General features: G+C 41.1%; 16 protein-coding genes. 11 read left to right on the forward strand and 5 right to left on the reverse strand.

The window, feature by feature from the left end; all coding sequences use genetic code 11:
* Positions 1-5: 5 nt before the first annotated feature.
* Positions 6-3119: a multidrug efflux RND transporter permease subunit AdeE gene (adeE, locus tag KTJ10_RS04175; RefSeq protein WP_262441433.1), complete on the forward strand. Its 3114-nt coding sequence runs from the start codon at positions 6-8 to the stop codon at positions 3117-3119.
* A gap of 78 nt (positions 3120-3197) precedes the next feature.
* Here adeE and KTJ10_RS04180 read toward each other — a convergent pair whose 3' ends face one another.
* Both KTJ10_RS04180 and KTJ10_RS04185 read right to left on the reverse strand, forming a co-directional pair.
* Positions 3198-3803: a nitroreductase family protein gene (locus tag KTJ10_RS04180; protein WP_002118380.1), complete on the reverse strand. Its 606-nt coding sequence runs from the start codon at positions 3801-3803 to the stop codon at positions 3198-3200.
* Positions 3804-3840: 37 nt separating this feature from the next.
* A complete protein-coding gene (locus tag KTJ10_RS04185; RefSeq protein ID WP_262441434.1) occupies positions 3841-4623 on the reverse strand; it encodes an SDR family NAD(P)-dependent oxidoreductase in 783 nt (260 codons plus the stop codon).
* 122 nt (positions 4624-4745) lie between these two features.
* Between KTJ10_RS04185 and KTJ10_RS04190 the strand changes: the two genes are divergently transcribed.
* Positions 4746-5312 (forward strand): TetR/AcrR family transcriptional regulator, encoded by a 567-nt coding sequence (locus KTJ10_RS04190; RefSeq protein WP_262441435.1) that lies wholly within the window; start codon positions 4746-4748, stop codon positions 5310-5312.
* On the opposite strand, the gene KTJ10_RS04195 is transcribed toward KTJ10_RS04190, so the two are convergent.
* A complete protein-coding gene (locus tag KTJ10_RS04195) occupies positions 5309-6466 on the reverse strand; it encodes a glycerate kinase (protein ID WP_262441436.1) in 1158 nt (385 codons plus the stop codon). The genes KTJ10_RS04190 and KTJ10_RS04195 overlap by 4 nt on opposite strands.
* Positions 6467-6865: 399 nt before the next feature.
* Between KTJ10_RS04195 and KTJ10_RS04200 the strand changes: the two genes are divergently transcribed.
* From KTJ10_RS04200 to epmA, 5 genes are all read left to right on the forward strand, one after another.
* Complete coding sequence (locus KTJ10_RS04200; RefSeq protein ID WP_262441437.1) at positions 6866-9274, forward strand: FdhF/YdeP family oxidoreductase; 2409 nt, start codon at positions 6866-6868, stop codon at positions 9272-9274.
* A gap of 78 nt (positions 9275-9352) precedes the next feature.
* Positions 9353-10144 carry a formate dehydrogenase accessory sulfurtransferase FdhD gene (gene fdhD / locus KTJ10_RS04205; RefSeq protein WP_262441438.1) on the forward strand — a complete coding sequence of 264 codons (792 nt, stop codon included), beginning with the start codon at positions 9353-9355 and terminating at the stop codon, positions 10142-10144.
* A 118-nt stretch (positions 10145-10262) separates the two neighbouring features.
* Positions 10263-10655, forward strand: a complete 393-nt coding sequence (locus KTJ10_RS04210) for a YkvA family protein (RefSeq protein ID WP_005067697.1) — start codon at positions 10263-10265, stop codon at positions 10653-10655.
* Between the two features lie 104 nt (positions 10656-10759).
* Entirely contained in the window at positions 10760-11827 is a 1068-nt protein-coding gene (locus tag KTJ10_RS04215) for a 4-phosphoerythronate dehydrogenase (RefSeq protein ID WP_262441440.1), read from the forward strand.
* Entirely contained in the window at positions 11824-12798 is a 975-nt protein-coding gene (gene epmA, locus KTJ10_RS04220; RefSeq protein ID WP_060464879.1) for an EF-P lysine aminoacylase EpmA, read from the forward strand. Before KTJ10_RS04215 ends, epmA begins: the two co-directional genes overlap by 4 nt.
* Positions 12799-12856: 58 nt before the next feature.
* Here the strand turns inward: epmA and KTJ10_RS04225 are convergent, their stop codons facing one another.
* Both KTJ10_RS04225 and radA read right to left on the reverse strand, forming a co-directional pair.
* Positions 12857-13828, reverse strand: coding sequence for a Tim44 domain-containing protein (locus KTJ10_RS04225; RefSeq protein ID WP_002118912.1), 972 nt, complete (start codon positions 13826-13828; stop codon positions 12857-12859).
* 82 nt (positions 13829-13910) lie between these two features.
* On the reverse strand, positions 13911-15299 hold the full coding sequence (gene radA / locus KTJ10_RS04230; RefSeq protein WP_005073053.1) for a DNA repair protein RadA: 1389 nt from the start codon (positions 15297-15299) through the stop codon (positions 13911-13913).
* 342 nt (positions 15300-15641) lie between these two features.
* On the opposite strand from radA, the gene KTJ10_RS04235 reads away from it, so the two are divergent.
* From KTJ10_RS04235 to lysA, 4 genes are all read left to right on the forward strand, one after another.
* Positions 15642-17135 (forward strand): alanine/glycine:cation symporter family protein, encoded by a 1494-nt coding sequence (locus KTJ10_RS04235; protein WP_049069154.1) that lies wholly within the window; start codon positions 15642-15644, stop codon positions 17133-17135.
* A gap of 313 nt (positions 17136-17448) precedes the next feature.
* Positions 17449-18855: an amino acid permease gene (locus KTJ10_RS04240; protein WP_086376989.1), complete on the forward strand. Its 1407-nt coding sequence runs from the start codon at positions 17449-17451 to the stop codon at positions 18853-18855.
* Positions 18856-18995: 140 nt separating this feature from the next.
* Entirely contained in the window at positions 18996-19217 is a 222-nt protein-coding gene (gene lptM, locus KTJ10_RS04245) for an LPS translocon maturation chaperone LptM (protein WP_002118887.1), read from the forward strand.
* Positions 19218-19239: 22 nt separating this feature from the next.
* Positions 19240-20496: a diaminopimelate decarboxylase gene (gene lysA / locus KTJ10_RS04250; RefSeq protein WP_262441441.1), complete on the forward strand. Its 1257-nt coding sequence runs from the start codon at positions 19240-19242 to the stop codon at positions 20494-20496.
* Position 20497 lies beyond the last annotated feature (1 nt).

Below are 20497 nucleotides of genomic sequence, written 5' to 3' on the forward strand. Positions count from 1 at the left end.
TGCGTATGTTGTCGAGTTTTTTTATTGCACGACCTATTTTTGCTTGGGTCCTCTCTATTTGTATTATGGCATTGGGGACGATTTCGATTTTAACGTTACCCATTGAGCAATATCCTGACATTGCACCACCGGGTGTAAATGTTACTGCAAACTATCCGGGAGCATCTGCCAAAACTGTTGAAGACAGTGTTACCCAGATTTTGGAGCAACAAATTAAAGGGATTGATGGTCTACTTTATTTTTCATCGAGTAGTAGTTCGGCGGGGCAAGCAAGGATAAGTCTTAGTTTTGATCAGAATACCAATCCTGACACTGCTCAGGTGCAGGTGCAAAATGCTGTGAATCAGGCGCTGAGTCGATTGCCTCAAGAGGTTCAGCAGCAAGGGATCACTGTGACAAAGTCACAAGGCGATAGTTTACTGGTCTTTGCGCTTTACGATGAAAGTGGGACTAGATCTTCTGTCGACATATCTGACTATATGGTGAGTACACTGCAAGACCCATTAAGTCGGGTCGATGGAGTGGGTGAAATCACCGTATTTGGTGCTCAATATGCAATGCGCATCTGGCTTGATCCTCATAAATTAAACAGTTATGGATTAATGCCATCAGATGTTAGAACTGCAATTGAAGCACAAAACACTCAAATTACAGCGGGAGAGTTGGGCGCATTACCCACGCGTGATGGGCAGGCTCTAAATGCAACAGTAACAGCATTATCTCGGTTACAAACCGTGAGCCAATTTGAAAATATTATTTTGCGGACACAAACAAATGGTGCGGTTGTATTACTTAAAGATGTTGCCCGAGTCGAGCGTGGTGCAGAGAGTTATCAGACTTCTACACGTTTGAATGGAAAACCAGCTTCGGGTATGTCTATTCAACTTGCTTCTGGTGCCAATGCATTAGAAACGGCTGAACGAGTTAAAGCTGAAGTCACACGGTTAACTGCCTCTATGCCAGCGGGGTTAAAAGTTGCATACCCACGCGACAGTACGCCATTTGTAGAAGCCTCGGTAAATGGGGTGATTAAAACTTTAGCTGAAGCGATTGTTCTCGTCATTATTGTCATGTTCTTATTTTTGCAGAGCTGGCGTGCGACTTTAATTCCGGCAATTGCAGTTCCTGTTGTATTGTTAGGTACATTTGGTGTGTTGAGTGTACTTGGCTATAGCATTAATACACTGACTTTGTTTGCGATGGTACTCGCAATTGGTTTACTGGTAGATGACGCGATTGTCGTTGTAGAAAATGTCGAGCGGGTTATGCATGAGCAAAATCTTGATGCTCGGCAAGCCACCCTAATTTCAATGCAGGAGATATCGGGTGCGCTCGTGGGTATTGCCATGGTACTCGCAGCGGTATTTTTACCTATGGCATTTTTTGGTGGTTCCGTCGGGATTATCTATCGCCAGTTCTCGGTAACGCTCGTATCGGCTATGGTACTTTCTGCAATTGTTGCTTTAACACTTTCACCTGCGTTATGTGCAACATTACTCAAACCTGCAAATGAAAAACATAAGCAGAGAAAATTCTTTACTTGGTTCAATCGTAAAGTCGAACAAGGGCAGTCAGGCTACCGCACAAAGCTAGTTGCTGTTTTAGGTAAACCCAAAGTCTTTATGATCATATTCGTAGGTATTACAGCTTTGTTAGGTTGGCAATATACGCGTATGAATACGGGGTTTTTACCACAAGAAGACCAAGGCTCGGTTATGGTTCAATTTAGTACGCCTGTAGGCACGACACTAGCTGAAACAGAGCGGGTTGGTAATCAGATTGCAGATTACTTTTTGACGAAAGAAAAGAATAATCTCAATGTGATTTTCATGGTGATGGGTAGAAATAACGCAGGCAGTGGGCAAAATGTGGGAATGGCATTTGCCGGACTCAAACATTGGGATGACCGAGAAGGTAGTGAAAATACAGCCGAAGCTGTGATTGCTCGTGCAAATGCACATTTTAAGTCACTACGTAACGCACGTGTTCAGGTACTTTCACCCGCTGCTGTAAGAGGCCTTGGGCAATCTAGTGGCTTTGAATTTTGGTTGCAAGATGCTGAGAATAAAGGACGAGATGCTTTACTCGCAGCACAAAATAATGTGTTAAAAGCAGCAAATGCTGATTCTGGCCTAGCTGCAGTACGTTTAAATAGCTTAGAAGATAAAGCCCAGTTACAAGTCGATATCGATCAAAGAAAAGCCAGTGCTCTTGGATTAGCCCAAGCAGATATTAGTAATACGCTGTCATCGGCGTGGGGCGGATCTTATATTAACGATTTCATAGATCAGGGACGTGTTAAGCGAGTTTATTTGCAAGGAGAGGCAATCTATCGTTCCTTACCCCAAGATATTGGGCAATGGTATGTTCGCGGTGCTACTGGTGAGATGACGCCATTTTCTAGCTTCTCTTCTGTGAAATGGCAGATGGGCCCTCAAATGCTGCAACGCTTTAACGGTCTTTCAGCCGTTCAAATACAAGGCTCTGCGGCAGCTGGTGAGAGTTCTGGTGGGGCTATGGATAAGATGCAGCAGTTAGTAGACCAACAACAAGGTTTTAATCTTCAGTGGAGTGGGTTGTCTTATCAAGAGAAACTAGCGGGTGGCCAAACGATCTGGTTATATTTAGCCTCAATCATCTTTATCTTTTTATGTTTGGCAGCACTTTATGAAAGTTGGTCTATTCCTGTCTCTGTCATGTTGGTTATTCCTTTAGGTCTTATTGGGGCTGTAGTGGCTGCAAGTCTGGCAGGTTTTGTTAACGATATTTACTTTCAGGTCGCTATGCTCACCACCATTGGGCTTTCTGCCAAAAATGCCATTTTGATTGTTGAATTTGCGGCAGCCAAGTTAGAGGCTGGTCAGGCATTAATGGACGCCATTATTGAAGGTGCTGGTCAGCGATTACGGCCAATTATTATGACATCTCTGGCTTTTGTTGCAGGTGTTCTTCCATTAGCTGTATCTACAGGAGCAGGGGCTGTTAGCCGAAAAGAAATTGGTATCGCCGTAACTGGTGGGATGATTTCGGGAACTCTACTTTCTATTTTCTTTGTGCCTTTATTTTTTCTTTTAGTTCGTCGTTTAACCAATAAGTTAAACACCAAAAAGGCAAAATGATTTTACAAAACAGAATGTCATTAACAATTAGGCCCTCATGCTATAAATAGCATGAGGGCCTAAAATCTGACTAAAAACTTAGAATGTATTTTGAATAATGACATCGTCGTAAGGAAGTTTGCCCACGCGTGGGTAAGGCTCGGAAGCCGACTTACCAACAGCAATCATTAAACACACCACATGGTCTTCAGGTAAGTTAATGAGCTTTGCCATTGCGTCAAAGTCAAAACCATCCATTGGGCAACTGTCTAAACCATGCTCTTGAGCAAGAAGCATCAAGGTTTGAGCAAAAATACCTGCACTACGCATAACTTCGTCACGTTGGGTTTGTGGACGGTCACGGTAATATTGGTCAATTGCGCCAGCCATAATATTTTGTACTTCTGGAGTCGCGCCATCCCACACACGCTTAGCATCAACTTCCCATGTATTTACTTTTGCACACAACACAATTAGTAATGATGATTCTGTAACTTGTGGTTGATCCCAAGCAATGGTGCGAATTTTTTGTCTTAACTCAGTATCTTCAATGATGACTGGACGCCAATGTTGTAAGTTAAAAGCGCTTGGCGCATTTGCTAAAACTTCTTGCAACAACTGCTTTTTGTTATCTTCAGAAAGTTGAAAAGCAGGGTCGAAGCGTTTAACTGCGCGGCGATTACGGATGGCATCAATAACATTCATAAGATTTTCCTACTTAAGAGTTGGGTAGCGGTACTCGTTAGTTTTTATAACGTTGGGCTACATCAGCCGAAGAAAAGTTTGGTAGTAATGTGATACGTGATTTTTCAAAATTATTCCATTGATTTTCGTCTTTCAGCACAGGAATTGTAATCGTTTCTTTGCGGTCAAAACCAATCAGAGCCGCATCGACCAAATCATTGACATCCATTAATGGTGGGACTTGGCTTAAGTCGATGCCTGAACGTTCCCAAATTTCGGTTTTAGTTGCCGAAGGCAATACGGCTTGAACATGTACGCCATGATTTTTTAATTCTAAATATAAGCCTTGGCTAAAAAATTGGATGAAAGATTTACTTGCGCCATAAATGGTAGAACCTAATTCAGGCGCTAAGCCAAGCACAGAGCCTAAATTAATAATAGCACCGCTACCTTTGCGTACGAGTTTTTGAGAAATTGCATGAGACAAACGAACAACCGCAGTCATATTTAAAGTCAGAAGTTTTTCAATATCTTTAATATCTTGAGTTAAAAAGTTTCCGTTTAATGCAATCCCAGCGTTATTTACCAAAATTTCAATATCAGCATCGTTTTTGAGTACATCTTCAATTTTACTGATGTCTTGATCGTTTGATAGATCGGCTTGAATGAACTCGACTTGTACGCCGTATTTTTCTTGAAGATCTTTTGAGATTTTATCTAGGCGGTTGGTGTCTCGTGCCACCAGAATTAAGTTATGGCCACGTTGAGCAAATCGGTCTGCATAGACAGAACCAATTCCTGACGAAGCTCCTGTAATAAGTACTTTTGATTGAGCTGACATGTGATGTCTCCACGCTTTAATTTTTAGATTATGACTATAATCTAAAATATATATTTTTTGATGTCAACCATAATCAATGTATAATTGTGACGAATAGGGTGAGTAAAAGTGGGTAGGCCAACATGAAAGTCAGTAAAACTCAGGTAAAGGAAAACCGAGAAAAAATTGTCGAGAAGGCGACTCAACTGTTTCGTAGCAAAGGCTACGACGGAGTCGGCATTGCTGAATTAATGTCTAGCGCAGGCTTTACCCACGGTGGGTTTTATAAACATTTCAGCTCGAAAACAGACCTTGTCTCAATTACTGTTAAACATGGGCTTGAGCAAGTCTTAAAAAGAATAGAAGGCTTAAACTTAACTCAATTTATCCAGCTTTATGTGTCTCGCACTCATCGCGATAATCGAGATTTGGGATGTACCCTAACAGCATTATCTTGTGATGCTGCAAGACAACCAGACGAAGTAAAAGTCGAATTTGAAGAGGGCATTGAGCAACTTATTCAGTTCATTATGAATGAACGTGCAAAACAAGCTTCTTTGGAACCGCTAGAGTTGAGAAAGCAAGCTATTAATATTCTTGCTCAATCTGTGGGGGCAATTGCCTTGTCTCGTGCATGCCTAGACCAATCTAACCTTAGCGATGAAATATTGGAAAGTTGTAAAGAGAGTCTTTTAAAATTAGCTGATTAAACTTTTTTATCTTTCAAGCTAGTTTGGCTAAACTGAATTAACCTCGCAATATCGACTGTTCTTTCATAAATGAGTTCTGCCGCATGTTCGCAGGCTTGTTCTAATGTGATCGGGCCATTTGTTAGTGAAAAAGCAGCCGTAACGCCGTGCTCATAAAGTGCTTGGTAGCCTTCGCCTAATGTCCCTGCAATAACAATGACAGGAACATTATGGGCTTTGGCAATTTGACTTACCCCAAAAACGGTTTTACCGCTTAAAGTTTGCTGGTCAAATTTACCTTCGCCGGTAATGACCCAATCTGCGTTAGAAATTTTATGCTCAAGCTGATTCAGTTCAGCCACGACTTTAACGCCAGCTTTAAACTCCGCATTTAAATAACTTTTGGCGGCAAAACCCAAACCGCCAGCAGCGCCGGAACCTGCTTCATCTCGTTTGTTGAAACCTAAAAGCTCCGCCGAGACATCGGCAAAATGGGCAAGCGCTTGGTCAAGTAACTCTACTTGAGCAGGTGAAGCACCTTTTTGTGGACCAAAAATATGAGATGCGCCGTTTGGGCCACAAAGCGGATTGGTCACATCGGCTGCCAGTAAAAACCTCGTCTGCTGAATACGTGGGTCGAAATATGTTAAATCAATGTGTGATAGATTGCTTAGAGCGAGACCACCTGCGGGTAAAACCTTTTGGTTGGCATCGTGCAAAACAGCACCTAAAGCACTCAGTAATCCTGTGCCGCCATCGTTGGTCGCACTACCGCCCACAGTTAAAATAATGTCTTTTGCACCTGCGTCTAAAGCATCCAAAATGAGTTGGCCTGTTCCAAACGTTGTGCTGTGGCAGGCATCACGTTCTGACGGTGGGACTAACTGTATGCCGCTCGCTTGAGCCATTTCAATGATGGCGATTTTTTGTTTTTCTAACCATCCCCATTTGGCTTGAACAGACTCACCTAATGGCCCAACCACAGTTTTTTCACGCCATTGTCCTTTGCAGACTTCTAAAATAGCTTCAATAGTTCCTTCACCGCCATCTGCCATCGGGCATAAAATCGTTTCTGCATGAGGAAAAACTTCTTGCCATCCTTTGGCAATGGCCTGAGCTACGTTTAAAGCAGATAAACTGTCTTTAAATGAATCAGGGGCGATCACAACCTTCATAAGTGCTCTAATGTGGATAGATTTTTAATTGTTTTATACTGTTTAATGCGAAAAAAACATAGATAAAGACATGTAAACATCAATTTTAAAGAGTTTCTCTTCTGTTAAAAATAAAAGCCAATAATGTTTTGATCTGTAAAAGGCGGAGTTTATATCTTTTTAACTCATTGTTTTATAACTTTTTCTATAAATAGCGTAGTTGGCTTGAATGATTGTAATTGTAAAAAATATGGCACATATTATAAGAACAGTTGAGCCAGCTTTTTAAAATATGGTGAATAACATACCAAGCGGACTCTACCTACAAGCTAGACAGCAGCGATTCTTGATATAAGCATAATTAAATTGTGGTTCTATTAGATCTGTTGAATGCCTAAGAATAAATAAGAGGATGACAAAGTGGATAATTCAGAAGAACAAAAGCACATACAGGAAAATAACGGTTTTGCGCGAATTGAGCCATATACTCATCCTGCTGGCGGGTGGGGCGCACTGCTAAGTGTTGCTCGAAACTTAAAGCGACAAGATATTTTAGGTAAAGGTTCAATTACCTTACTCAACATTAACCAGCCTACAGGTTTTGACTGTCCCGGCTGTGCATGGCCAGAAAAGAAAGATGCTCATGCCTTTAACTTCTGTGAAAATGGTGCAAAAGCTGTTGCCTTTGAAGCAACCAGTAAAACAGTGACTCCCGAATATTTTGCAGGGCATACCGTTAGTTGGCTATCAGAACAAAGTGACTTTTTTTTAGAAGACCTAGGCCGCTTAACAGACCCAGTTCGCTATGATGCTGCAACCGATAAATATGTGCCTATTTCATGGGACGATGCATTTAAACTCATTGCTCAACATTTACATGCGCTAGACAACCCAGACCAAGCGGCATTTTATACCTCTGGCCGTGCCAGTAACGAAGCAGCATTTTTATATCAATTGTTTGTGAGAAGCTTTGGTACCAATAACTTTCCAGACTGCTCGAACATGTGCCATGAAACCACAAGTGTTGGTTTGCTTGACTCGATTGGTTTAGGAAAGGGCACAGTCACTCTAGAAGACTTTGACTTAGCCGATGCTATTTTTAGTTTTGGGCACAACCCTGGCACCAACCATCCACGTATGTTAGGTACTTTACGTGAAGTATCTAAACGCGGTGGCAACATTATTGCGATTAACCCAATTAAAGAGCGAGGCCTTGAGCGTTTCCAAGACCCGCAAGCACCGCTTGAAATGATGACTAACGGTAGTACGCCAATTAGTCGTTATTATTTCCAGCCGAAAATTGGCGGTGACTATGCACTCATGTTGGGGATGTTAAAGCACTTAAATGAGTGGGATAAAAAAGCACTTGCCTCAGGTAAACTAAGCGTTTTTGACCGAAACTTTATTGCGGTGAATACCGTTGGTTTCGATGAAATGATTGCTGAGGTTGAAAGAACTGAATGGGCAGATATTTATAAACACTCAGGCCTATCGCCTGAACATTTAGAAAAACTCGCCAAACTATTTTTAGAATCCGAGCGTTCAATTTTCTGTTGGGGAATGGGCATCACTCAACACCGCCACGGAACAGCTAATGTACACATGCTGGCAAATTTATTGTTGGCGCGTGGTCAAATTGGTAGGCCAGGTGCAGGGCTATGTCCGGTCCGTGGGCATAGTAATGTACAGGGCGACCGAACCATGGGTATTAATGAACTGCCTAGCCCTAAATTACTCGACAACATTGACCGTGTGTTTGGTATTAAATCACCGAGAAAAAATGGGCATGGTGTTGTTGAGACCATTAAAGCTATGGCTGAAGGTGAGGTCAAAGTCTTCATTGGTTTGGGTGGGAACTTTGCCGTTGCAACGCCTGATACGCTGTATACCCAAGAAGCACTTAGAAAGTGTAATTTAACTGTTCATGTTGCAACCAAGTTAAACCGTAGCCATTTGGTGTGTGGTAAAGATGCACTTATTTTGCCATGTTTAGGGCGTACCGAAATTGATGAGCAGCTTCATGGCCCACAGGCAATTTCAGTCGAAGATTCGATGAGTAATATTCATTTGTCAGCAGGACGTAACGCTCCAATTTCTGACAATATTTTGTCTGAACCAGATATTGTCGCCCGAATGGCCGAAGCAGTGCTTCCAGACAGTCAGATTAAATGGAAATGGTATATCGAAAGCTATGACCGTATTCGTGACTCTATTGCCGATGTCTTTGATGAGTTCCATGACTTTAATTTACGTGTCTATAAACCGGGTGGCTTCCATCTAGAGCATCCGGCCAATCAGCACATCTGGAATACAAAAAGTGGTAAAGCGCAGTTTATGATTACACCGCTGAGTGAAGTCTATGCCGATAAAGAAAATCAGTATGCTGCAGCATATACCGACAGTAAGGTTTATACCTTAATGACCACGCGTTCTCATGACCAATACAACACGACGCTATATGGTCTAGATGACCGCTATCGTGGGGTGTTTGGGCAACGCCGTGTGTTATTTATGAACCAAGCTGATATTGATGAAGCTGGTTTTGAAGCAAATCAGTGGGTGGATATTGAAAGTGTTTTCTCGGACGGTGTGAAACGTATTGTGCATAGTTTCCGTATTGTGCCGTACAACATTCCGCGAGGCAGCTTAGCCGCTTACTATCCGGAAACCAATCCTTTAGTGGCATTAAGCAGTCATGATAAATATGCCAAGATTCCTGCTTCAAAAAGCGTTCCTGTGATTTTGCATCCCGGAAATGCGCCAGAGCATTTTAACTTGGCAACGGCAGTAGCCCCTGAAGATGCCGATAAGAAAGTAAGCAACCTTTAATCAAAGGCAATATTAAAAAATGTCATCCAAACAAATGGCGCTCTAAACAAGCGCCATTTTAAAATAAAGGAAATAATTTTGACACCACATTCTTATGGGGTTGAAACATTACAAGTACAGCGGTTTAACAAAACCGAATCTGAAAATGTTTTAGATCATATTGTGCAAGAGTACCCAATCGCCTTGGTGTATAACGGTATTTCACATGCGGTGATGATGGCGACACCGACAGATGTCGAATTATTTGCCAAAGGTTTTAGTCTCTCGGAAGGAATTTTAACCAGCTTAAAAGAGCTATATGCGCTTGATGTACATCAAAATGAATTGGGCATTACGGTGGAAATGACTATTTCATCGAGAGCATTTGCTGCCTTAAAGGAACATCGCCGTATGATGGTAGGCCGTACAGGCTGTGGTTTATGTGGAATTGAAAGCTTAGAGCAGTTTCAGTTAGACGTGCCCAAAATTACAACGCATGCATCAAAAATATGGCTTGAGCAAATTCCGAGTGCCATTTCCCACTTAAAAGTCCAACAGGAAATTACCGCTTTAACGGGTGGCGCACATGCCGCAGCTTGGGTGGTTGATGGGCACATTGTCGCTTTATTTGAAGATGTTGGCCGCCATAATGCTTTAGATAAATTAATCGGTTATTTAGCACAAGAAAACTACGACACCAGTTTAGGTTTTGTGGTGATGACCAGTCGGGCAAGTTATGAACTGATACGAAAATGTGCCCAACTGAATATAAGTCTACTGGCGTCAATTTCAGCGCCTACCAGCATGGCTATTCAATTAGCCAAACAATCTGGCCTGACTTTGGCGAGTTTTTGTAGGGGAGACAGATTTGTTTTATATACAGAAATTTAAAATATATTGTTCAAGGTGATGGACTAAAATGAAGCTCATCTGACATTTCTTTGGCTTTTAAGCTAAGGATAGGTTTTATGGATTATTATAAAACTCTAAAGGTTCAGAGTCTGTCCAAATGTCTTGGTTACAATCACTAAAAGAATGGGCAAAACGTCTAAAAAAACAAATTATTATGCTTTGGTTTGCGTCAAAGCATCCTCAAATGCCATGGTTCCCAAAAGTTATTGCTGTGGTGGCTGTGGCTTATGCCTTTAGTCCAATCGATTTAATTCCAGATTTTATTCCTATTTTAGGCCTTTTAGATGAGGCCATCATTCTACCGATGCTGATTTGGTTAGCTGTTCGTTTTACACCTCAACAAGTCATTTTCGATGCAGAACAGCAAGCTAATGAATGGCTAGAAGAACATGAAAAAGGGCCACGAAATTATTTGGTTGCTGTACTTATTATTTTAATGTGGCTCACTCTTGCGGTGATGACTTATTTTTATTTCGGTGGTGGTTTGTAGGTGAACTACGCTTAGAAACCTTATTGTAATTTAACGCCCTGAACATTGTGCTTTGCTACAACTCAAAGGATAATAACGTTTTTATAAGCTTTGAGTTGCAGATAATGAAAATCGTCGCAGATGAAAACTTGGCATTTACCGATTACTTTTTTTCTGAGTTTGGCGATATTCAACACCATGCAGGACGCACCTTAACCCATGCAGATGTAAAAGATGCTGAAGCTTTATTGGTTCGCTCAGTCACCGCAGTAAACGAAAGTTTAATTCAAAACACCGCTTTAAAATATGTGGGTAGTGCCACAATCGGCACCGATCATTTAGATATTTCTGCTTTAGAAAAACAAGGAATTACATGGGCGAATGCAGCAGGTTGTAATGCGCAAGCGGTTGCTGAATATGTCATTACTGCTTTACTGCATTTAGATGCGGACCTTTTAGAACAACAAGAAAAATTTACCCTAGGCATTGTTGGCCTTGGCAACGTCGGTAAGCGTTTGGTCTATATGGCTCAGTTACTTGGCTGGAATGTAATTGGCTTTGACCCATATGTGAAACTAGACACAATTGAAAATGTAAGCTTAGAAATTCTGTTGCAACAAGCCAATGCCATTTCAATTCATGTCCCGCTTACAAAAAACGGTGAACATCCGACATATCATTTGTTTGATGAAAAAGCTTTTGCAGCGCTTCAACCTGACACGATTTTAATTAATAGTGCACGTGGTCCAGTCGTGAAAGAAACCGCTTTAATGGAAGATATTCAGCGTACCCAGCGTAAAGTGGTGCTTGATGTATTTGAGCATGAACCGGTCATATCAGAAGAACTTATAGACATGTTGGCTTTAGCAACACCGCATATTGCTGGTTATAGCCTTGAAGGAAAAGCCCGCGGTACCCAAATGATTTATGAAGCGTTTTGCCAAAAATTTGGATACGACATTAATAAGCGTTTTGAAACTCAACTACCTGCATGCGAAGACTATTTTTCAGGACATGATTTAAAAGCGGTGTTAAAGCAAAAACTATCTCAAATTTATGATATTGCTCAAGATGATGCCAACATCCGTGCCTGTATTAAAGATGGCAAAGTAGAGCAAAAAGCATTTGATTTATTACGTAAGAATTATCCGCTGCGCCGTGAATGGGCAGCACATGGGGGACCACAGGCATGAGTTTAAGCTATCAACCTACTTGTTCAATTGATGCCTTAAAAGCACGTGCCAAGCTCTATACCCAAATTCGTCAGTTTTTTGCTGAACGTGATGTCATGGAAGTCGAAACACCGATTGTTTCGCAGGCAGGTGTCACCGATGTACATTTAGCTTCGGTTCAGGCTTTGCGTCATATTAACGGCAAATTGCAAACTCAATATTTACAGACTTCACCAGAGTTTGCCATGAAGCGTTTATTGGCGAGCGGTAGTGGACCGATTTACCAGATTTGTAAGGTGTTCCGAGATGATGAACACGGGCGTAAACACAATAGTGAATTTACTATGCTTGAATGGTATCGCCCCGGTTTAGACTTAAAAGCGTTAATGCATGAAACAGCCGATTTATTGCAAACCTGTTTGCAGCATCGTTTTGGTGAAGTTCGTCCATTTATTTTAAGTTATAAACATGCTTTTCAGGACCGTTTAGATATTAACCCTTTGCAGGCAACTTTGAAACAACTCAAAGATACGGCAAATCGTGTGGGGTTAAATCTCGACTTGGGCGATGATCGCCTAGCTTATATGGATTTGTTGTTTTCTCATTTTGTTGAACCAAGTTTAGGATTTGATGCTCCAGTTTTTTTAACTGACTTTCCACCAGAAATGGCCTCTTTGGCAAAAGTGAAAGTAGATGAAGATGGGGAAGAGGTCGCGGCGCGTTTTGAGGTTTATATTGAAGGCTTAGAGCTAGCCAATGCCTACGATGAATTGCTTGATGCAGACGTGTTACGTTCACGCTTTGAAGCAGATAATGCAGAGCGGGCTAAGCAAGGGCTTCATGTTATGCCTTTAGATGAGCATCTGTTAGCAGCGTTGCCTCATATGCCGGAATGCTCAGGTATCGCTTTAGGTGTAGACCGTTTACTCATGGTTGCAATGGATCAGGTCAAAATTGAAAAAGTAGTGACCTTTCCAGCAGAAATTGCTTAAACGCTGATAAATAAAAAAGCCACAATATTGTGGCTTTTTTATTTAGGATTTATTTAGCTTAAGCTTGTTGAATACCTGCAACAACCCAGTCTTGCTGAGAGCCAGCAGGTTTAACAAAGTGCCAGATTTCAGTAAACGGTTGTGGCAAGCTATTTAGATCTTCACTTACTGTACCAGTGAAACGTACGCTTACAACGTATTGACCATTTTCAGTCGCACTGTCTACAACCATCGCATTCAAGTTACTAAATTCAGCAACGTCTTGATCTTGGTTTTCCATGATGTCGTTATACATAGAACTATAAAGTTCTGGTGTTAAGTAACGGCGAATTTCTTCAATGTTACTTGCAGTATTCATCGATTGGATGTGATTAAAACGTTGACGTGCAATACGTAAGAACGCAGCTGGTTCACTACCATCTGGAAGTTGATTGCCATTGCTCGTTGTTACACCGCCAAAAGGTGCTTGCGTTGCTGCACCGCCACCCACAGATTGACCAAAGATATTTGTATTATCGCCAGCATTACGTGGAGCTGCTTGTGGTGCAGCAGAACGGCCAAATGGGTTTTGACCGTTGCTATTTGGTGCGTAAGGGTTGTTACCCGCTAATTTTTTTTTTGATCCCAATTTACGGAATACAAAGAAAGCAAGAGCTGCGGCAAGCAATACCCAAATCCAACCTGGGATTCCACCTTTTTTCTCTTCTTGAGCTTGAGCCTGAGTGGCTTGCTGTTCAGTTGATGTCGGTTTGTCATCAGCTAAAGCATTTGCTGCAACAGCACCTACGGCAGCACCAGCCACACCAGCTGCAACCATTGAACCAACGCCTGGACCAGATTTCTGAGGCGCTGTAGTGGTTTGTTGAACTGGAGTCACTTGACGAGGTTGTTGATAAGACTGGCTTGAAGTAGTAGAACGTGCCATACCGTGGCTTTTACCACCACCTGCACGTTTAGCTTCAGCAAGAGGAGAAATTGCTAAAGCAGCCATTAAAATACCGGTAATCAAGCCACGCTGGTGTACTTCCATAGGAAATTCCTGTTTAAAGTTAATTTGTAATAGTATTTATGCAGGCTTTTACTCTAAATTTCAACTATAAAAGTATATTTTTTTATGTCAATTCATCACTGAGTTGCATAGCTTCTGTCAATGCTTCATGCAAGCGCGCAACAGCAATAACTTGTACGCCTGGAATTGCCTTTTGAGGGGCGTTCCCTCTTGGTAAAATGACATATTTAAAACCGTGTTTTGCTGCTTCTTTTAAGCGCTCCTGACCGTTAGGGACAGGGCGAATTTCACCAGAAAGACCAACTTCACCAAAAACTGCAAGTTGTTGGGGCAAGGCTTTAGTACGTAAACTTGATGCACATGCGAGTAAAACAGCTAGATCAGAACCTGTTTCGGTAATTTTTAAGCCACCTACAATATTGACGTATACATCTTGTCCAGTGGTTTGCACGCCACCATGACGATGCATGACAGCAAGCAGCATATTTAAACGGTTTTGTTCAAGACCAAGTGCAACACGTCGTGGTTGTCCTTGAGCATCATCAACTAAAGCTTGCACTTCGACCAAAAGAGGGCGAGTTCCTTCACGGCTAATCATGACAATTGAACCGGGAATCGCTTCATCGTAACGACTTAAGAAAATAGCAGAAGGGTTAGCAACTTCACGTAAGCCTTTATCAGTCATGCCAAATACGCCAAGTTCATTGACGGCGCCAAAACGGTTTTTAACAGCACGAATCATGCGATAGCGAGAGTCTGATTGACCTTCAAAGTAAAGTACGCAGTCCACCATATGCTCTAAAACACGCGGACCTGCCAGTGCACCTTCTTTGGTCACATGGCCAACAATGAATAGCGCTGTGCCACTATTTTTTGCATAACGGGTTAATAAAGCAGCAGATTCACGAATTTGTGAAACACCACCCGGAGCTGACTGGAGGGTTTCTGTATAAAGTGTTTGAATCGAATCTAGAATAGCGACTACAGGTTTTTCTTGTTCTAAAACCTCACAAATGCGTTCTACACAGGTTTCAGCCATGACTTTTAATTGGTCAGTTGGCAGGTCAAGACGTTGCGCACGAAGCGCTACCTGAGATAAAGATTCTTCACCCGTAATATAAAGTGCAGAGCTTTTTGCGCTTGCCATATGGGTCGCAGTTTGCAAAAGAATGGTTGATTTACCAATACCGGGGTCACCACCAATCAGCACCACAGAACCGGTCACCAAACCGCCGCCAAGCACTCGGTCAAATTCGCTAATACCTGTAGGTAAACGGGTTTCATGCGAAACTGAAACTTTATTTAGCGTTGTAATGTTAGCAACTTGACCCGCATAGCCCCCAATTTTAGGGCGTGCACGGTGAGCAGTAGTTGGCTCAAGTTTAACTTCAGTCAGAGAATTCCATTCACCACACTCTGAGCACTGACCAGCCCATTTAAGATGATCGGCACCACATTGCTCGCAACGGTAAACAGTTTTGACTTTGCTCATAAAAAATTGAAATTTTGCTCGATATTATATAAATATAGTTCTTAGGAAGTTCTTCATTCTTATTTCCAAAAATTTTCATAAAAGATAATGAGGAAATTTGAAGGAATCTTCTAAGGAACTAATAAGGGAAAGACACCAAAAATAACACGATATAGGATTTTTACAAGTCAGATAGAGTTTGTTTTCCGTGGATATAAAAAATCTAAGCTATCCCCAAGGAAGGTGTTTTTACTGAGGTATGTATCTAACTGTTTATTATTGATATGGCATAGATATTGCTGAAGTGAAAAACGAACAAAATAATATGAGTATTGTATTTTAAAATACAAAAGGTTGATATCTATGAGTGCAGCAGAAATTGTTGATTGGATAAATAGCATAATCTGGAGTAAAGGACTTATTTACCTGTGCTTAGGCGCGGGTTTATTTTTTTCTATTTTGACAAGGTTTGTTCAAGTACGTCAAATGAAGGAAATGGCCAGACTATTAATAAAAGGTACTTCTTCTGAACAAGGGATTTCATCTTTTCAGGCTTTAGCCGTTTCATTATCAGGTCGAGTTGGGGTCGGTAATATTGCAGGGGTGGCGGCAGCAATTGGTTTTGGTGGACCAGGTGCTGTCTTTTGGATGTGGTTGGTTGCATTTTTAGGAGCAAGCACGGCATATGTAGAATCAACTTTAGGTCAAATCTATAAAGTTGAGTATCAAGGACAATATCGCGGTGGCCCAGCATTTTATTTTGATAGAGGTTTAGGTCAGCGTTGGTTAGGGGTTTTATTTGCAATTTCAGCAATTGTAGCCTGTGGTTTGTTTTTACCAGGCATTCAAGCAAATGCGGTAGGTAAGGCATTTACCCAGATTACAGGCGAAGGGGCAATTATTTTTGGTGATATTGGTTTATTTAAACTTGTAGCACTTGTAGTGATTGTGGGTTTACTCGCCATCATTATTTTTGGTGGAATTAAACGGATTGCACGCTTTGCTGAATTCGTTGTTCCTTTTATGGCAGCTGGTTATATCCTAATGGCTGTTGTGATTGTTATTGCGAATATTCATGAATTACCTGGAGTAATCAAATTAATTTTTGAAGATGCTTTTTCTCCTATGGCGGGTCTTGGTGCAGCGATCGGTTGGGGGGTAAAACGTGGTGTTTATTCAAATGAGGCGGGGCAAGGAACAGGGCCACACGCAGCTGCCGCAGCGGAAGTTCAACATCCGGCTCAACAAGGTTTTGTGCAGGCATTCTCGATTTATGTCGATACATTATTCGTCTGCTCTGCAACAGCATTCATGATTTTAATTACAGGTATGTATAACGTACAAGGTACATTAGAAGCAGGCCAATTTATTGTACAGAATGTTGGGGCTACTGTTGAAATTGGCTCTCCTGCATTTACTCAAATGGCAGTAAGTACAATGTTTGGTAATTTTGGCCAAATTTTTGTTGCCTTAGCTGTGTTCTTCTTTGCCTTCACAACGATTGTTGCGTATTACTATATTGCTGAAACTAACATTACTTATCTAAGTTATATTACAAAATCTCCATCATTATTGTTTGTGACGAAGTGCTTTATTATTCTATCTGTGTCTTATGGAGTATTAAGTGCAACTGGCTATATATGGGGAATTGGTGATATCGGTGTGGGCTTAATGGCGTGGATTAATATCGTTGGTATTATCGTGACATATTTTGTATGGAAGCCAACGATTAAAGCGCTGAAAGATTATGAAGCACAGCAAAAAGCTGGAGTAAAAGAGTACACATTTGACCCTGTGAAATTAGGAATTAAAAATGCGACATTCTGGGAAGAAAAACTGAAGAATAAGCAAAAGTAAATTTTCAAAATATAAATTTATTTCCTGATCCTTAATCGAAAAGACTACCTTACTGGTGGTCTTTTTATATATGCGGAAGTTAAACAAGTACGGCAAAAATTGACTTGAGAGTCCGTTGTATTGCAAAAGGCTTGTGCGTATTATCGGATTTAATTGTATGTAGCTTGGAATCATCAGCAATACAGACAAATTGGTTAGCTGAAAAGTTGTCAAAAAATATACATTTAAAAGATACCTGCAAATGGTGCGATATCGTCTTTTTGATTTGAATTTAGCTAACGGACTAAAAAAATTACTGGAGTGTATTTATAAAATGTCGAATCAAAATCTGAGCGAGCCTCATGAACAAGGTGAGCTCCATCGAAGCCTCTCCAATCGGCATTTACAGTTGATTGCGATTGGCGGTGCAATTGGTACCGGATTATTTATGGGATCGGGTAAAACAATTAGCCTTGCTGGTCCATCAATCTTATTCATTTACCTGATTATTGGTGTGATGGTGTTTTTTGTCATGCGTGCGCTTGGTGAATTACTTCTTTCAAATCTTGCCTATAAATCATTTATTGACTTCACCACAGATTTAATCGGTCCATGGGCGGGTTACTTTGTGGGATGGACATACTGGTTATGTTGGATCACCATTGGTATCGCTGACCTTTCTGCAATTATCTACTACTTACAATTCTTCAATAATGGTCTGCCTTTCTCGCCAGTCGAAGGGGCGATGATCAGTGTTGCCGCGATTGTATTTATTATGGGTTTAAACCTGTTAACAGTTCGCTTGTTTGGTGAGTTAGAGTTCTGGTTTGCGCTCATTAAGATTCTTGCGATTATTATTTTAATCGCTGTGGGCCTATGGATGATCTTTACAGGCTTTACCTCAAGTACAGGTGAAGTTGCTTCATTTACTCATCTTTGGGCGAATGGTGGTTTCTTCCCAACAGGAGTGCATGGCTTCTTGGCAGGCTTCCAAATCGCAATCTTTGCCTTCGTTGGTGTGGAACTTGTGGGAACAACGGCTGCGGAAACGAAAGATCCAGCACGTAACTTACCAAAAGCAATTAACTCAATTCCAATCCGTATCATTATTTTCTACGTATTGGCATTATTGATTGTGATGTCTGTAACGCCATGGAATAAAATTGATCCAGCAATCAGCCCATTTGTAAACTTGTTTAGTCAAGCAGGCGTGGCAGCAGCTGCGATCTTGATGAACTTGGTTGTATTATCATCAGTGATGTCGTCAATGAACAGTGGGGTCTTCTCAACAAGCCGTATGTTATTTGGTTTATCTCGTGAAGATCAGGGACCAAAAGCTTTTGGTAAATTAAACAAACGTGCAGTACCAGCAAATGCTTTGTATTTCTCTGCTGCGTGTTTATTGTTAGGTGCAGCATTACAGTATTTTGTACCAAATACAGTTGAAGCATTTACGCTTGCAACGACACTTTCAACGATTCTGTTCATTTGCGTGTGGTTACTTATTATCTGGAGTTATATCCGTTATTACACTACGCGTCCTGAACTGCATGCCAAATCAACATTTAAATTGCCAGGCGGTCTATTTACATGTTGGATCACGATTATTTTCTTTATTGGTATGATTTACGTGTTGTCTTTAGAACCAGATACGTTCAAAGCGCTTAAAGTCAGCCCAATTTGGTTTGTTATCTTGATCATTGGTTATTTCTTCTTCTATAAACCACGTCATAAAAAGTAATTAAATTTATTTGCTTATGATCAAACGCCGGCTGAAAAGCTGGCGTTTTTTATGCATATTGTTTTTCTCTTTAAGTTTACTCTTTAGCCGCCTGCATGATCACGGTATACTGCATCGAATTGTTTAAATCAGGTGCTCAGATGCGTCGTGTCATTTGCCTCATCAGTTTATTGAGCAGCAGTATTTTGCTTAGCGCTTGTGGTCAGTCAGGAGCATTACAGCTACCTTCTGATCCGAATTATGACAAACGTGCGAAATACTTGCTCTATCGTAATAAAGAACAGAAACAAGTTGTTCAACAGGATGAGCAGGCTGAACAGCCAGTTGAATCATCAGCCCCAACCCAAACAACTTCACCTTAAGCTTTGAAATAAGGACACATTCATGAGTTTCACTCGCATTAATGGAGTATTGCATGCAGAGCAATGTTCTATGGAGCAGCTTGCGCAGCAATTTGGCACCCCTTTGTATGTTTATTCAAAAGCAGCTTTTGAAAAACATTACTTAGATATGGACCGTGCTTTTGATTTTATTAATCATCAAATCTGTTTTGCGGTGAAATCTAACTCAAATATAGCTGTTCTTAATGTGTTGGCAAAACTTGGTGCTGGTTTTGATATTGTATCAGGTGGTGAACTTGCACGCGTTTTAAAAGCAGGTGGAGATGCATCTAAAGTTGTTTTTTCTGGCTTGGGTAAAACTGAAGCCGATATCGAAACATCGTTAAATGTAGGCATTGCTTGTTTTAACGTAGAGTCTTATGCAGAACTAGACCGCCTTCAAAAAGTTGCAGCTCGTCTAGGCAAAAAAGCGCCAATTTCTTTACGTGTAAATCCAGACGTAGATGCAAAAACTCATCCTTATATTTCAACTGGTTTAAAAGAAAATAAATTTGGTATCCCAAGTGATACCGTTTATGAAACTTATCAATATGCTGCATCTTTGCCAAACCTTGAAATTATTGGGATTGACTGCCACATCGGTTCGCAATTAACAGAGACTAAACCGTTTGTTGACGCTTTAGATCGTGTCATGTTGATGATCGAAGAATTGAAAAAACTTGGTATCAATCTTAAACATATTGATATCGGTGGTGGTTTAGGTGTTTGTTATAAAGATGAAACACCGCCAAGTGTTGAAGAATATGCCAACTCAATGAAACCTGCTTTAGAAAAGTTAGGTCTCAAGGTTTATATGGAGCCGGGTCGTAGCATTAGTGCAAATGCAGGTGTGCTTTTAACAAAAGTTGATTTACTCAAGCCAACGAGCCACCGTAACTTTGCCATTATTGATGCTGCAATGAATGATTTAATTCGTCCTGCTTTATATGAAGCGTGGATGGATATCCAACCTGTAGTGCCAAGTTCTGATACTGAAGAAAAAACTTGGGATCTTGTGGGTGCAATCTGTGAAACAGGTGACTTCATTGGTAAAGATCGTTCATTGGCTTTAAAAGAAAATGACTTGTTAGCTGTTCTTGGCGCTGGCGCTTATGGTTTTGTAATGAGTTCAAATTACAATACACGTGGACGTGCCGCAGAAGTGATGGTATCAGTCGATAAAGCCCATTTGATTCGTGAGCGTGAAACGGTTGAATCCCTTTGGGAAAAAGAACGCTTATTGCCTGAGCCTGAGGAGTAAA

It is taken from the genome of Acinetobacter sp. WU_MDCI_Abxc222 (assembly GCF_025514755.1).
Taxonomy (GTDB): domain Bacteria; phylum Pseudomonadota; class Gammaproteobacteria; order Pseudomonadales; family Moraxellaceae; genus Acinetobacter; species Acinetobacter geminorum.

Excerpts from the sequence above, each read along its gene's own strand:
- epmA (WP_060464879.1), top strand. The coding sequence starts at position 11,824 with ATGAGTTTAAGCTATCAACCTACTTGTTCAATTGATGCCTTAAAAGCA.
- KTJ10_RS04195 (WP_262441436.1), bottom strand. The coding sequence starts at position 6,466 with ATGAAGGTTGTGATCGCCCCTGATTCATTTAAAGACAGTTTATCTGCT.
- lysA (WP_262441441.1), top strand. The coding sequence starts at position 19,240 with ATGAGTTTCACTCGCATTAATGGAGTATTGCATGCAGAGCAATGTTCT.
- KTJ10_RS04235 (WP_049069154.1), top strand. The coding sequence starts at position 15,642 with ATGAGTGCAGCAGAAATTGTTGATTGGATAAATAGCATAATCTGGAGT.
- KTJ10_RS04210 (WP_005067697.1), top strand. The coding sequence starts at position 10,263 with ATGTCTTGGTTACAATCACTAAAAGAATGGGCAAAACGTCTAAAAAAA.
- adeE (WP_262441433.1), top strand. The coding sequence starts at position 6 with ATGTTGTCGAGTTTTTTTATTGCACGACCTATTTTTGCTTGGGTCCTC.
- KTJ10_RS04180 (WP_002118380.1), bottom strand. The coding sequence starts at position 3,803 with ATGAATGTTATTGATGCCATCCGTAATCGCCGCGCAGTTAAACGCTTC.
- KTJ10_RS04225 (WP_002118912.1), bottom strand. The coding sequence starts at position 13,828 with ATGGAAGTACACCAGCGTGGCTTGATTACCGGTATTTTAATGGCTGCT.
- KTJ10_RS04215 (WP_262441440.1), top strand. The coding sequence starts at position 10,760 with ATGAAAATCGTCGCAGATGAAAACTTGGCATTTACCGATTACTTTTTT.
- radA (WP_005073053.1), bottom strand. The coding sequence starts at position 15,299 with ATGAGCAAAGTCAAAACTGTTTACCGTTGCGAGCAATGTGGTGCCGAT.
- KTJ10_RS04185 (WP_262441434.1), bottom strand. The coding sequence starts at position 4,623 with ATGTCAGCTCAATCAAAAGTACTTATTACAGGAGCTTCGTCAGGAATT.
- KTJ10_RS04240 (WP_086376989.1), top strand. The coding sequence starts at position 17,449 with ATGTCGAATCAAAATCTGAGCGAGCCTCATGAACAAGGTGAGCTCCAT.
- lptM (WP_002118887.1), top strand. The coding sequence starts at position 18,996 with ATGCGTCGTGTCATTTGCCTCATCAGTTTATTGAGCAGCAGTATTTTG.
- KTJ10_RS04190 (WP_262441435.1), top strand. The coding sequence starts at position 4,746 with ATGAAAGTCAGTAAAACTCAGGTAAAGGAAAACCGAGAAAAAATTGTC.